Here is a 13,698-nt window from a genome sequence, read left to right on the forward strand (position 1 = left end):
TTTGCTCCCGATGAGCGCCACGATGATCGCCCGGGACCTCGCCAGTGGGCACGGCGACCGCATGCTGTTCCAGGGCCTCGAGCTGGTCGTCGCCCCGGGCGACGTGATCGGCCTGGTCGGGGTCAACGGCGCGGGCAAGACCACACTGCTGCGTACCCTGGCCGGGATCCTGCCCGCGGAGAGCGGGACGGTGTCACTGAGCCCGCCCACCGCGAACGTCGGTTATCTGCCGCAGGAGCGGGAGCGCCGCGCCGGTGAGACCGTGCGTGACTTCCTGGCCCGCCGCACCGGGGTCGGTCCCGCGCAGGCCGCGATGGACGCCGCGGCCGAGGCCCTGGGCGCGGGGTCCGACGGCGCCGACGACCGGTACGCGGTCGCGCTGGAGCGCTGGCTCGACCTCGGCGGCGCGGACCTCGACGAACGCGGTGCTCAGGTGGTCGCCGACCTGGGCCTGGCGGTCGGCCTGGACCATCCGATGACCGCGCTGTCGGGCGGGCAGGCGGCCCGGGCGCAGATGGCGTCGCTGCTGCTCAGCCGCTACGACATCTTCCTGCTCGACGAGCCCACCAACGACCTGGACCTCGACGGGCTGGCCCGGCTGGAGGAGTTCGTCGGCGGGCTGCGCGCCGGCACGGTGCTGGTCAGTCACGACCGGGAGTTCCTGACCCGGACGGTCACCGGCGTGCTGGAGCTGGACCTGGCCCAGCAGCAGGTCAACCTGTACGGCGGCGGCTACGAGGCGTACCTCGAGGAGCGGGCCACCGGGCGCCGGCACGCCCGCGAGGACTACGAGGAGTACGCCGGCAAGAAGGCCTCCCTCGAGGACCGCGCGAAGATGCAGCGCGGCTGGATGGAGAACGGCGTACGCAACGCGCGCCGCAAGGCCAAGGACAACGACAAGATCGGCAAGGCGCTGCGTACGGAGTCCACGGAGAAACAGGCCGCGAAGGCGCGCCAGACCCAGCGGATGATCGAGCGCCTGGACGTCGTCGAGGAGCCCCGCAAGGAGTGGGAGCTGCGGATGGAGATCGCCGTGGCGCCCCGGGCCGGTGCGGTGGTCGCCACGCTGCGCGACGCGGTCGTGCGGCGCGGCGACTTCACTCTCGGCCCGGTCACGCTGCAGGTCGACTGGGCGGACCGGGTGGCGATCACCGGCGCGAACGGCTCCGGCAAGAGCACCCTGCTCGCGGCACTGCTGGGCCGGCTGCCGCTCGACAGCGGCGACGCGCACCTCGGGCCGGGGGTGGTGGTCGGCGAGGTCGACCAGGCGCGCGGGCTGTTCCTGGGCGGGGAGCCGCTGATGGCCGCGTTCGGTGCGGCGGTGCCGGAGTTCGCCGACGCGGACGTGCGCACGCTGCTCGCCAAGTTCGGGCTCAGGGCCGAGCACGTGCGCCGCCCGGCCGGCACCCTGTCGCCCGGCGAGCGCACCCGGGCCGCGCTGGCCCTGCTGCAGGCGCGCGGCGTGAACCTGCTGGTGCTCGACGAGCCGACGAACCACCTGGACCTGACCGCGATCGAGCAGCTCGAGTCGGCGCTGGCGAACTACCCGGGCACGCTGCTGCTGGTCACCCACGACCGCCGGATGCTCGACGCCGTGCAGACCACCCGCCACCTGGACGTGACGGACGGCCGGGTCACGGGCTGACGACCGGGTCGCTGATCGCGCTCTCGTTGCCGGAACGGTCCAGCCCGCTGAGGCAGTAGGTCACCGGGCCGGCCGGCGGCACCGGGTCGACCACGTCCTGGGCGCCCACCCGGCCGGTGGACACCAGCTCGGCGGCCGCGCCCTGCACGCGGTACAGGGCCCAGGACGCCGGCTCGGCGCCCGCCCCGGCCTGCCATTCGACGGTCATCGTGGTGCCGGTGCGCCGGGCCGCGGTGACCCGGGGCGCGGCCGGCGGCTTGGCCGGGAGCTGTTTCATGACCGGCACCAGCGCGGGCGCGGCGTAGTGCCGCGACGCGTACCGGGTGACCGCGCCCAGCCGGTCGGCCCGGATCTGCTTGGCGCTGAAGTGCACGCTGCCCAGCACGTTGTACCGGTCGTTGAGGGTCATCTGGCGGTCCAGCTGGTCGGGCTGCCTCCACGGACCCTTCTCCCCGACCCGGTAGTCGCCCTGCCCGATGTACAGCTGGGTGTTGGAGCCGTCCACCAGCTGGGACCACCACGGCAGGATCTTGGCGTAGTCGGCCTTCTCGAACCCGATCGCCCAGTACAGCTGCGGGACGACGTAGTCGAGCCAGCCGGACGTGACCCACTTGCGGGTGTCGGCGTACTGCGCGTCGTAACTCTGCAGCCCGGCCGAGTCCGACCCGGCCGGGTCGGTGCTGCGGTTGCGCCAGATCCCGAACGGGCTGATCCCGAACTTCACCCACGGCTTGAGCGCCTTGATCCGCTCGCTCATCTCGCGGACCAGCGTGTCCACGTTCTGCCGGCGCCACGCGGCCAGGGACTGGCCCTTGTCGGAGCGCTTCGCGAAGCTGGCCTCGTCGTGGAAGACGTTCCCGGTGCCTTCCGGGTACGGGTAGAAGAAGTCGTCGAAGTGCACGCCGTCGATGTCGTACAGCGACACCGCCTCGAGCATGGCGTCCTCGACGAACGTGCGGGCCGCGGGGTTGCCCGGGTCGAAGTACAGCCGGGAGGTCGGGCCGCCGGGGTACGCGATGGCCCAGTCCGGGTGCTTGAGCAGCGGGTGGTCCGGGGCGAGCTTCGTGACATCGGCGCCCGGCCCGGACGGCCCCGGCTGGGTGCCCCGGTACGGGTTGAACCACGCGTGGAACTCCAGGTTGCGGGCGTGCGCCTCGGTGACCATGAACGCCATCGGGTCCCAGCCCGGCGCCACCCCGTCGCGCTTGCCGGTGAGCCATTCCGACCACGGCGCGTACGCCGAGGGCCAGAACGCGTCCCCGGACGGGCGGACGTGCACGAAGATCGCGTTGTGCCGGCGCGCGACCGCCAGGTCGAGCCAGCCGAGGTACTCGGCCTTGACCTTCGCCTCGGACAGCCCGGGCCGGCTCGGCCAGTCGATGTTCATGACCGTGGTCAGCCACATGCCGCGCAGCTCACGGGTGGCTTTCACCGGCACCCCGGCGCAGGCCCCGGCCGTACCCGCGGCGGGCACGACGGCGTCACCGGCGAGCCCCTCGGCGGCCCCGTCGGCGGCCGCACCGGCGGCGTCGAGGGGCGCCGCGACCGGGCCCACGTAGGTGGCGGCGCGCAGCAGGCCGATCCCGAGGACCGAGACGCCCAGCAGGACCGCGGCGAGCACCAGGACCAGCCGTATCGGGGGACGTCGCATCGCCACAGTCTGCCCGACGCCGTCGAGCGCCTACGCTCGGACTCATGGATGTCGTGGTGGCAGGTGCGGGGATCGCCGGGTTGTCGTGCGCGCGGGAGCTGGCCGCGGCCGGGGTCACCGTGCGGGTCGTCGAGCGGGGCCGGGTGGCCGGCGGGCGGCTCGCGAGCAAGCGGATCGACGGGCGCTACGCCGACATCGGTGCCGCGTACTTCGTCGCCGACGACCCCGGCTTCCACGCGCTGGCCGAGCGCTGGCGGGCGCGGGGGCTGGCCCGGCCGTGGACCGACACGTTCAGCGTCTTCCCCGGGGAGCCGGTGACCGGGCCGGTGCGCTGGGCGGCTCCCGGCGGGCTGCGCTCGCTCGCGGAAGACCTGGCCGAGGGCCTCGACGTGCGGCTGGCGACGGTGCTGACCACGCTCGACGTGGACGCCGACGCGGTGGTGCTGGCCATGCCGGGTCCCCAGGCCCTGCGCCTGGACCCACCGGCCGCGGTCGCCGGCGCCGCCCGGGCCCAGGTGTGGCAGCCGGTGATCGCGGCCGTGCTCACGTACCCGGAGAGGGTGTGGGCCGAGTTGCCGGGAGCGTTCGTGAACGACCACCCGGTGCTGGCCACGGTCTGTGACGACGGTGACCGGCGCGGTGACCGCGCGCCCGTGCTGGTCGCCCATTCCACCGCCGGGCTGGCCCGGCAGCACCTGGACGACCCGTCCGCCGCCGGGCCGGTCCTCGCGAAGGCGGTCGGTGAGCTGCTGGGCATCGCCGCCGAGCCGGCGATCCACGCGCACCGGTGGACCTACGCCCAGCCGCAGCCCGGCGGGGACGCCGCGTACGCCACCGACGGGCGGGTGTGGCTCGCCGGGGACGCGTTCGGCAAGCCGCGCGTCCAGACCGCCTGGCAGTCCGGGCGCGCGGTCGCTCAGGCGATCCTTCAGAGCACCGTGCGGTAGACCTCGAGGGTGTCCTGGGCGATGGTCGCCCAGGAGAACTTCTCGACCGCCCGGCGGCGGCCCGCCAGGCCCATCTCGGCGGCCCGCGCCGGGTCCGCCAGCACCGAGCGCAGCGCGGCGGCGAGGTCGGCGACGAACCTGTCCGGGTCGACCGGGGTCCCGGTGCCGTCGGCGAGCTGCTCGATCGGCACCAGCACGCCGGTCTCGCCGTTCGCGACGACCTCGGGGATGCCGCCGGTCGCGGTGGCCACCACGGCCGTCTCGCAGGCCATGGCCTCCAGGTTGACGATGCCCATCGGCTCGTAGATCGACGGGCAGACGAACACCGTGGCGTGCGTCAGGACCTGCACCACCTCGTGCTTGGGCAGCATCTCCTGCACCCAGATCACGCCCTTGTCGTCACGGGCGTCGCGCAGCTGGATCGCCAGGCCCTCGACCTCGGCCTTGATCTCGGGGGTGTCGGGCGCACCGGCGAGCAGCACGATCTGCACCTCGCCCGGCAGGTCGTGGCAGGCCCGCAGGAGGTACGGCAGGCCCTTCTGCCGGGTGATCCGCCCCACGAACACCACGCTCGGGCGGTCCAGGTCGATGCCGAGGCGCTCGACCACGTCGGTGCCGCGGTCCGGGGCGTACTGCTCGGTGTCGATCCCGTTGTAGACCACGTGGATCTTGTCCGGGTCGACGGTGGGATAGGCCGCGAGCACGTCGCGCCGCATCCCGCCGGAGACCGCGATGATCGCGTCGGCACCCTCGATGGCGGTGCGCTCACAGAACGACGACAGTGCGTAACCGCCACCGAGCTGCTCGGCCTTCCACGGGCGCAGCGGCTCGAGGCTGTGCGTGGTGACCACGTGCGGGACGCCGTGCAGGAGTTTCGCGGTGTGACCGGCGAAATTCGCGTACCAGGTGTGGCTGTGCACGATGCCGGTCCCGGCGGCTCCGGCGGCCATCGCCAGGTTGATCCCCATGGTGCGGAGCGCGGGATTGGCATCGGTCAATTCGGTGGGCACCGGGTACGCGGTCACCCCGGGCTCGTCGCGCGGCGCGCCGAAGCAGTGAACCCGCACGTCAGCGAGGGGGCGCAGGTCACGGGCGAGGTATTCGAGGTGCACGCCGGCGCCGCCGTAGACCTCCGGGGGGTATTCCCGCGTGATCAGGTCGACGCGGAGAGTGTCGCTGGGGGATTTCGAACGCGAGTCGGTCACGTGACGTAGCTTAAGCCTTTCGACTGGCGCGGGCGCCCTCGGAAAGTTAGGTTCTCGGACATGGCTGCAAAGGTGCTCGCGATCGTTCTGGCAGGTGGCGAAGGCAAGCGCCTGATGCCCCTCACCGCGGACCGGGCCAAGCCCGGCGTCCCGTTCGGCGGCATCTACCGCATGATCGACTTTGTTCTCTCGAATCTCGCCAACGGCGGGTATCTGAAGATCGTCGTGTTGACCCAGTACAAGTCGCACTCGCTCGACCGGCACATCACCAAGACGTGGCGGATGTCGACACTGCTGGGCAACTACGTCACGCCGGTCCCGGCCCAGCAGCGGCTCGGCCCGCGCTGGTTCGCCGGCTCGGCGGACGCGATCTATCAGAGCCTCAACCTGATCAACGACGAGAGCCCGGACTACGTCATCGTCTTCGGCGCCGACCACATCTACCGCATGGACCCGAAGCAGATGGTCAACGACCACATCGCCTCGGGTGCCTCGGTGACCGTGGCCGGCATCCGCCAGCCCAAATCCATGTCCGACCAGTTCGGTGTCATCGACGTCGGCCCCGACGGCAAGCGCATCAGCGCTTTCCGTGAGAAGCCCACCGAGGTCGAAGGACTCCCCGACTCCCCCGACGAGATCTACGCGTCGATGGGAAACTACGTCTTCACCACCAAGGCCCTGTGCGAGGCGGTCTCCCGCGACGCGCAGAACCCCGACAGCAAGCACGACATGGGCGGCAACATCATCCCCATGCTGGTCGAGAAGGGCGAGGCCAACGTCTACGACTTCCGCGACAACGACGTCCCCGGAAGCACCGAACGCGACCGTGGCTACTGGCGCGACGTGGGCACGCTGGACTCGTTCTACGACGCCCACATGGACCTCATCGCCACGCTGCCGGTCTTCAACCTCTACAACATGGAATGGCCGATCTTCACCAACCACGGCTCCTGGCCGCCGGCGAAGTTCGTCCACGGCTTCGACGACCGCGCCGGCCGCGCCATCGAGTCGATGATCTCCCCCGGCGTCGTGGTCTCGGGAGCCCTGGTCGAACGCTCGGTCATCTCCCCCAACGTCCGGGTCAACTCCTGGTCCCACGTCGACGGCGCGGTCCTCATGGAAGGCGTCCAGGTCGGCCGCCGCGCGGTCATCCGCAACGCGATCATCGACAAGAACGTGATCATCCCGGAAGGCGCCGAGATCGGCGTCGACCTCGACCGCGACCGCAAGCGCTACACGGTCTCGGACGCCGGCATCGTCGTCGTCGGCAAAGGTCAGACCGTAGACCTCTGAGCAAGACCATGTCGTAGCTCGGTGGGGGGTGCGGATCGCAGCTCCCGCCGAGGCCGGGCCGGGGCCCAGCATGCGCTGGCCCTGGCCCTTCTTTCTGCGGGAGTGGTAGAACCCCGGCGAAAAGGGCACTACCGGTAGCGACCGTCCGGCAGAGGGAGCCAGCATGGCCAGGTTCGTGACCATCGGATACGGCGACGAGGCCGGCTACGACCGGACCGACCCGGCCGTCCGCGACGCCGCCCACGCCCACGACGCCGAGCTGGTCCGGCGCGGCGCCGAGACAGGCATCGCCGGAACACCCGTCCAGGTCCGCAACCCCGGCGCGGGCGGGGTCACCACGACCGAGGGCCCGTTCCTGAGCGCCGCGCTGCCGGTCGCCGGCTTCGGCATCATCGAGGCGGACACGCTCGAGGAAGCCATCACGATGGTGTCCCGGACCCCGTGCGCGGTCGCCCACGGCGTGGTCGAGGTCTGGCCGCTGCGCACCGACGGGTAGCCCACGGGGCAGCGAGAACGGGTGTGAGCTGCTTAGATCTGCGATCGTGCACCTTCGCTCCTCCGCGTTCCCCGAACCCCCCGACGGCCGGCCCGGCATGCCCACCACCCCGAGGCCCAGCACCCCGAGGCCCAGCACCCCGAGGCCCAGCGCCCCCGGCCCCGCCGCACTGTCCCAGCCCGGCCCGTCCCAGCCCGACCCGACGCAGGCCGGCTCGGCCCAGCCCGGCCCCGCCGCGCAACCGCAACCCGGCCCGCCACAGCCCGCCGGCCCGGCCACGCCGTCGCGGCCCGGCACGTTTCAGCCCGGCCCCGCCGCGCCGTCGCAGGGCGGCCCCGGCCCGGCCGCGTTCACGCCGCCCGGTATGCCCTCGTATTTCCAGCCGTGGCCCGGCCAGGCCGGACCGGTCGCGCCGAACACCCCGCCCGCGCCCGTCGGACCCACCGCGTCCGCCGGGGCCGCCTCACCCATCGGCCCGACCGCGCCGGCGGTGCAGGCCCCGCGCCGGTCGCGCAAGCGGCTCGTCATCGGTTCCGCCCTTGCCGGGGTGCTCGTGGCCGGTGCCGCCGTGGCCGTCGTGCTGACCACCTCGGCGAGCGGGAGCGAGCCCGGCTTCACCAGGTACGTCGCCACCGGCGAGCCTTTCACGATGCCCACCAGGGTCTCGGGCGGAACCCCGGCCCCGCATGTCCCGACCCAGCGGCTCGTGGAGACCGCGCTCGCCGGGCAGGCCAAGGCGCTGCTCGACGGTGACCTGAAGGGCTGGCTCGCCTCCGTCGACCCCGGCAAGCCGAAGGTCGTGGCGTACTACAAGGATCTTTTCACCGCACTTCGGGCGCTCGGCGTCACCTCTTTCGAGTACGAGGACACGTCGTCGAACTTCACGAGTGAGAACGACGTGCGCTGGGAGTCCGATTATCGGATCAACTACTGCTTCAGCGTGCCCGAGTGCGCCGGTTCCCAGCAGGTCGGGCCGCTGGGCACCCCGCGGATCAACCAGAAGCTCACGTTGCGCAAGGACAAGGACAACTGGCTGATCTCCGGGGTCGGCTCCGCCAAGCGCAGCGACACCTGGGAGCCGACCCCGTGGCAGCGCGGCGGGATGGTGTTCGCCCAGGGCGAGCGGGTGACGGTCGGTGCCAGCCGGGGCAACGCCAAGCGGCTCGCGGAGGTCGCCGCCGCCGCGGACAAGGCGGCCGCCGTCACGGACCGGTACGCGCAGGTCATCGGCTCGTCCCCGGACAAGTACCGGATCTACCTTGCCACCGACAAGGAGTGGGGCACCTGGTTCAAGGAGGACGACGACCTCGACGGGTACCAGGGGTACGCCAAGGACATCAACCACATCCAGTACGAGGTCGTGCTCAAGTCGTCGGGCCTGGACAGCGGTGCCGGCCTGCGGGAGATCATCCAGCACGAGCTCGGTCACGTCGTCGCGGGTGACGGCACCGGGATCGGCAAGCTGCCGGTCGAGATGGACGTGGAGTGGCTGTCGGAGGGTTTCGCCGAGTACGTGTCGTACGACGGGCGCCCGGCCGTGCGCAGTGACCGCGCACCGGCTGTCCGCGCACTGGTGAACAGCAAGCGGCCCTACGACTCCATCGACGTGCTCCGGCCGGACATCACGTCCAAGCTGCCGACCGTCGACCAGTTCTACGGCTGGGGTGCGTTCGCCGTCGACTGCATGGCCCAGAAGTACGGCCGGGACCGGATGCTCGGGTTCGTCACGGACGTGTACCGGGTCCGTGGCACGTCGTTCGACGAGGCGGCGCAGAAGAACCTCGGCGTCTCGTTCGACGAGCTCGACCGGGGCTGCGTGACCTGGATCAGGAAGCAGTTCTGACGGCCGGCTGCCGACGGCACGGTTGGCGCGCTCCGGACCTCCCGCTCGTGAACGGTCACGCAGAGGGATGGCCCAGGTCAAGAAGGGGGAGAAGAGCGGCGGACCAGGGGGACAAAGCACCCCTTCCACTCCTAACGTATATCGCACCCCGGGGCTTGTGGCAAGACCCCGGGTGTGCCGCAGAATGATCGGCCGAGGCCAAAAATCTGGAGAAAAGGGATCTCGTGCAGCCACTGACCACCAGCGCGTTCGACCTTCCCGAACGGCTGTCCGCCAAGGCCGCGCCGGCGTTGATCGCCGGGGACGAGCGGCACTTCGCGGCCATCACCCGAAGCCTCGAGCAGACCTCCGCCGACCTGGCCGAGCGGCTCGACGCCGCGCTCAAGGCGCCCGGCGGCGAGGGGCAGGCGGCGATGGACCGGGACATGGAGGTCCACCGGCTGACCGCCCGGCTGCGCACCCTGAAGCGCTTCGGGCTGGACCTGTGTCTCGGGCACATGGTGCGCGAGGACGACCCCGAGCCGGTGTACATCGGGCGGCTCGGGCTCAAGGACGCCGCGGGACGCCCGCTGCTGCTCGACTGGCGCTCCCCCGCCGCCGAGCCGTTCTTCGGGGCCACCCACGCCGGCCCGATGGGGCTGGCCAGCCGCCGGCGGTACCGCTGGACCCGGGGAAAGGTCGGCGACTACTGGGACGAGGTGTTCACCCCGGAGGGCTTCACCGGGCATGCCGCCGCGCTCGACGACCAGTCCGCGTTCATCGCCAGCCTGGGCACCAACCGCTCCGCCCGGATGCGCGACGTGCTCGGCACCATCCAGGCCGACCAGGACGCCATCATCCGGGCCGGGTCGCGCGGGGCGCTGGTCGTCGACGGTGGGCCGGGCACCGGCAAGACGGTCGTCGCGCTGCACCGCACCGCGTACCTGCTGTACTCCGATCCCCGGCTCGGGCACCGCAAGGGCGGCGTGCTGTTCGTCGGGCCGCACGAGCCCTATCTGGCCTACGTCGCCGACGTGCTGCCCAGCCTGGGTGAGGAAGGCGTGCGGACCTGCACCGTACGGGACCTCGTCGCGGAAGGGGCCACGGCGGCACCCGAGACCGATCGGGAGGTGTCCCGGCTGAAGTCGTCCGCCGCCATGGTCACGGCGATCGAGGCGGCCGTGCGGTTCTACGAGGAACCGCCCGCGACGGCGATGACGGTCGACGGCCTGCGGCTGACCCCGGACGACTGGGCGGCGGCGTTCGAGGCGGCGGAGCCCGGGATCGCCCACAACGACGCCCGGGACCTGGTCCGTCAGGAGCTGCTGGCCGTCCTGGTGGACAAGCACGACGTGTCCGCCACGGACCTGCGCCGCAGCCGCGAGCTGGCCACCGCGTTCAACCGGGTGTGGCCGCTGGTCGAGGCGGCCGACCTGGTGGCGGACCTGTGGTCGGTGCCCGCGTACCTGCGGCGGTGCGCGCCGTGGCTCGGCCCGGACGACGTACGCAAGCTGCAGCGTGCCGATCCGCGGGCCTGGACCGTCGCGGATCTGCCCCTGCTCGACGCGGCCCGGCAGCGGCTCGGCGACCCGGAGGCGTCCCGGCGGCAGCAGCGGCACGACACGGCGGCCGCGGCGGAACGCCAGCGCATGGACACGGTCTTCGACGACATCCTCGCCTCCGACTACGACAACGAGGGCTGGCTGCCGATGCTGCGGGCCGACGACGTGCGCGACGCCCTCACCGACACCAGCGCGCTGGTGAAGGCCGAGCCGGACGTGCTGGCCGGGCCGTTCGCGCACATCGTGGTGGACGAGGCGCAGGAGCTGACCGACGCGGAATGGCAGATGCTGCTGCTGCGCTGCCCGGCGCGCAGTTTCACGATCGTCGGGGACCGTGCGCAGGCCCGGCACGGCTTCACCGAGTCGTGGCGCGAGCGGCTGGCCCGGGTCGGGATCGAGCGGGCCGGCCTGGCCGCGCTGAGCGTCAACTACCGCACCCCCGAGGAGGTCATGACCGAGGCGGAGCCGGTCATCCGCGCCGTGCTGCCCGACGCGAACGTGCCGGTGTCGATCCGGAGCAGCGGCGTGCCCGTCGTACACGGATCGGTGCCGGACCTGAGCGCGATCCTGGAGTCCTGGCTCGCCGCGCACGAGGAGGGGATCGCCTGTGTGATCGGCGACCCCGGCTTCCGGGCGACGGACCGGGTCCGGTCGCTGACCCCGGAGCTGTCCAAGGGCCTGGAGTTCGACCTGGTCGTGCTCGTGCACCCGGAGCGCTTCGGCGACGGCGTCGAGGGTGCGGTGGACCGCTACGTCGCGATGACCCGGGCGACGCAGCAGCTGGTCATCATGACAGGAGAGCCTGCCGCTCGGCCATGACCTCGGCCCGGTGGCCCGCCGCGCAGCAGATACACCCAGGGTGACACGTCAGGGCGGCCCGTCGAGGGAGGTGACGCTGGCCCAGACCGGCACGTCGTCCTGGTAGATCACCACGTTCTCGTCGTCCTGGACCACCAGCCGGGCCCCCGGGTGCATCCAGGTCGCCGACGACCAGACCGGGGCGCCCTGGTGGTACAGGGCGAGGTTGCCGTCCTCCTGCAGGACGGCGCGGTCCACCGGCTGTCCCCCGGTGCCGGTGGACCAGCGGGGGATCCACCCGGCCGGGCGCTCGCAGTACAGGACGAGGTTGCCGTCGCTCTGGAAGACCAGACGGCAACGACCAGCCGCGGCGTACAGCGGCTGGTCGACCGGCAGCGCGTCGCCGGGCTCGAGCGTGTCGCTCACGGTTGTCTCCCTCGATGCACGGATGGGAGGCAACCATGAGCCGCGACGGGGCCGCCGGGCCAGCAATCTGTCCTTGATCGGACCCGGCGGTCCCTCGTGGGGGGTGAGCTACCTGTCCGGCGTCTCAGGCCATTCGTACTCGGCGACGCAGCCGCCGGCGACCTCGACCTCGGCCAGCGGGGTGACCGGGTCACGCCAGACGACGTACCGGCCGGCGGGCAGGCTGTCGATGACGACGCTGAACCGGACGCCGTCGCGGACGTACCGGGCCCGGACCGCGGCGTGCGTGCGGGTCGCGGCGTCGTCGACCGGGCTGACCTCGATCTCGTGACCGTGCAGGCTGCCCGGGGTGTGGATGACCATCGCCCCGATGCCCTGCCCGATGTTGAGGACCACCGTGCCCTGCCCGGACGGGGCGAGGGTGTGATGGTGGTGCACGCCGACGCTCACTTGTCCGCCTCGGGGTTGTTGAAGCCGTCGAACGGGATGCCCAGGAACGGGAAGCTCTTGAGCAGCTTGGAACTGGCGTCCTTGGCGGTGAGGCCCTGCTCGACCAGCGCGGCGGCCGCGTCCGGCTTGAACTTCTCGTCCACCAGCGGCACGGTCACGCCGGCGATCGCCCGCAGCGAGATCGACACCACGTCGTCGGCGACGCGCCGGCCGTTCGGGAAGCCGGCCAGGTCACCACCGAGCAGGCCGAAGCCGTTCTCCTGCTTCGACGGCGGCACCGCGGTGTTCAGGCGCAGCATGTCGGCCTGGGTGGTGCCGGTGTTGTTCTGGAAGTTGTCGATCAGCCCGTCCGGGATGCCGGTGAGCAGGATCGCGACCAGGTCGGCACGGGCGGTCTTCGCCTTGTTGAGCTCGGCGAGGTTGTCGAACAGACCCGGGTACAGCACCGGGAGCAGCGCCCCGAGCTCGGGGGTCTCGACGAACTCGGCGAACTTCTTGTCCTCGCTCGGCGGCAGGCTGTTCCACTCGTCCTTGCGCGCCATCGGGACGATGACCTCGTTGAACAGCGGGTTGCCCAGCCGCGAGACCTGGACCTGCGGGCCCACGTACACGTCCTCGTCGTTCTTGCGGCCGTTGCGGACCTGGACCTGACGCCGGCTGGCGGCGGTCCACACGCCGATGACCGCGCCCGGGTCGCGCCCGCGGACCTTCTTCTTGCCGTCCTTGCGGACCATGTGCAGCGGCACCTGGATGGCGATGCTGTGCACGTTCATCTGGTCGGTGGCGTTGACGGCCTTGCCGGCGTAGTTGAACAGCTTCTGCCCGACCAGGTGCTTGTCCTGGAACGGCCGCAGCGTGCCGAGGTCGAAGATCGCGCCGAGGTCGACGAAGAACGGGTCGGCACGCTGCCCGGCGAAGACCTTCTCGCCGGACTTCAGCTTGTGCACCGCGTCCTCGGCGAGCTTGTCGTAGTCCGGGATCGACAGCGGGCCCACGTTGCAGGGCGGGCACGGCAGCTTCTCGGCGAGCACGGTGTGCTTACCGTGCTCGTCCACCTTGGTGACCGAGTAGAACTGCCGGCGGTTCCAGTTCTCGCTGTCCAGCGATTCGATCGGACCGGTGTTGTAAAGGAAGGTCCGGTCGTTACGCAGTTCGGTCCGGAAACGGAACTGGTACGTCAGATCGGGGCGCCCGTCACCGTTGTTGTCGACGTGGATCTCGTAGAGCACGTCGTCGCCGAACTCGAAGAAGTTCGGGCCGCTCGACGGCAGCTGCAACGGGACGTAGTTCGCGATCAGCGTGACCGTGTCCGGGTGGTCCGGGCTCACGAACGCGTACAGGTCGGCGCTGTCGGCGACCGGGTCCTTGCTGATCTCCGGTGCTTCGCGGTGCGATGACATCGT

At 71.6% G+C, this 13,698-nt stretch carries 11 protein-coding genes; 6 read left to right on the forward strand and 5 right to left on the reverse strand.

Translation table 11 applies throughout. From position 1 onward, the window contains the following. Nucleotides 1-10: 10 nt before the first annotated feature. Nucleotides 11-1,645, forward strand: coding sequence for an ABC-F family ATP-binding cassette domain-containing protein (locus tag ACIA6A_RS00625; protein WP_396095213.1), 1,635 nt, complete (start codon nt 11-13; stop codon nt 1,643-1,645). Here ACIA6A_RS00625 and ACIA6A_RS00630 read toward each other — a convergent pair. After that, entirely contained in the window at nt 1,635-3,296 is a 1,662-nt protein-coding gene (locus ACIA6A_RS00630) for a glycoside hydrolase family 10 protein (protein ID WP_396095214.1), read from the reverse strand. The two genes, ACIA6A_RS00625 and ACIA6A_RS00630, sit on opposite strands and share 11 nt — an antisense overlap. 44 nt (nt 3,297-3,340) lie before the next feature. On the opposite strand from ACIA6A_RS00630, the gene ACIA6A_RS00635 reads away from it, so the two are divergent. Further along, nucleotides 3,341-4,243: an NAD(P)/FAD-dependent oxidoreductase gene (locus ACIA6A_RS00635; RefSeq protein ID WP_396095215.1), complete on the forward strand. Its 903-nt coding sequence runs from the start codon at nt 3,341-3,343 to the stop codon at nt 4,241-4,243. On the opposite strand, the gene glgA is transcribed toward ACIA6A_RS00635, so the two are convergent. Next, entirely contained in the window at nt 4,225-5,448 is a 1,224-nt protein-coding gene (gene glgA / locus ACIA6A_RS00640; RefSeq protein ID WP_396095216.1) for a glycogen synthase, read from the reverse strand. The two genes, ACIA6A_RS00635 and glgA, sit on opposite strands and share 19 nt — an antisense overlap. A gap of 60 nt (nt 5,449-5,508) precedes the next feature. Here glgA and glgC point away from each other — a divergent pair, with 60 nt between their 5' ends. From glgC to helR, 4 genes are all read left to right on the forward strand, one after another. Further along, the gene (glgC, locus tag ACIA6A_RS00645) at nt 5,509-6,741 is read left to right on the forward strand and encodes a glucose-1-phosphate adenylyltransferase (protein ID WP_396095217.1); all 1,233 of its coding nucleotides are present in this window, start codon (nt 5,509-5,511) and stop codon (nt 6,739-6,741) included. A gap of 163 nt (nt 6,742-6,904) precedes the next feature. Continuing rightward, complete coding sequence (locus ACIA6A_RS00650) at nt 6,905-7,237, forward strand: YciI family protein (RefSeq protein WP_396095218.1); 333 nt, start codon at nt 6,905-6,907, stop codon at nt 7,235-7,237. A gap of 46 nt (nt 7,238-7,283) precedes the next feature. Continuing rightward, nucleotides 7,284-9,080: a hypothetical protein gene (locus tag ACIA6A_RS00655; protein WP_396095220.1), complete on the forward strand. Its 1,797-nt coding sequence runs from the start codon at nt 7,284-7,286 to the stop codon at nt 9,078-9,080. Between the two features lie 233 nt (nt 9,081-9,313). Then, the gene (gene helR / locus ACIA6A_RS00660) at nt 9,314-11,440 is read left to right on the forward strand and encodes an RNA polymerase recycling motor ATPase HelR (RefSeq protein ID WP_396096420.1); all 2,127 of its coding nucleotides are present in this window, start codon (nt 9,314-9,316) and stop codon (nt 11,438-11,440) included. A 48-nt stretch (nt 11,441-11,488) separates the two neighbouring features. Here the strand turns inward: helR and ACIA6A_RS00665 are convergent, their stop codons facing one another. The 3 genes from ACIA6A_RS00665 to ACIA6A_RS00675 form a co-directional block, all read right to left on the reverse strand. Continuing rightward, nucleotides 11,489-11,845 (reverse strand): hypothetical protein, encoded by a 357-nt coding sequence (locus ACIA6A_RS00665; protein ID WP_396095221.1) that lies wholly within the window; start codon nt 11,843-11,845, stop codon nt 11,489-11,491. Between the two features lie 108 nt (nt 11,846-11,953). After that, nucleotides 11,954-12,295: a phospholipase gene (locus ACIA6A_RS00670; RefSeq protein WP_396095222.1), complete on the reverse strand. Its 342-nt coding sequence runs from the start codon at nt 12,293-12,295 to the stop codon at nt 11,954-11,956. Next, nucleotides 12,292-13,695 carry a DUF4331 domain-containing protein gene (locus tag ACIA6A_RS00675; RefSeq protein ID WP_396095223.1) on the reverse strand — a complete coding sequence of 468 codons (1,404 nt, stop codon included), beginning with the start codon at nt 13,693-13,695 and terminating at the stop codon, nt 12,292-12,294. Before ACIA6A_RS00675 ends, ACIA6A_RS00670 begins: the two co-directional genes overlap by 4 nt. Nucleotides 13,696-13,698: the final 3 nt, after the last annotated feature.

The sequence above is a fragment of the Actinoplanes sp. NPDC051494 genome, assembly GCF_044454705.1.
Lineage (GTDB): Bacteria > Actinomycetota > Actinomycetes > Mycobacteriales > Micromonosporaceae > Actinoplanes.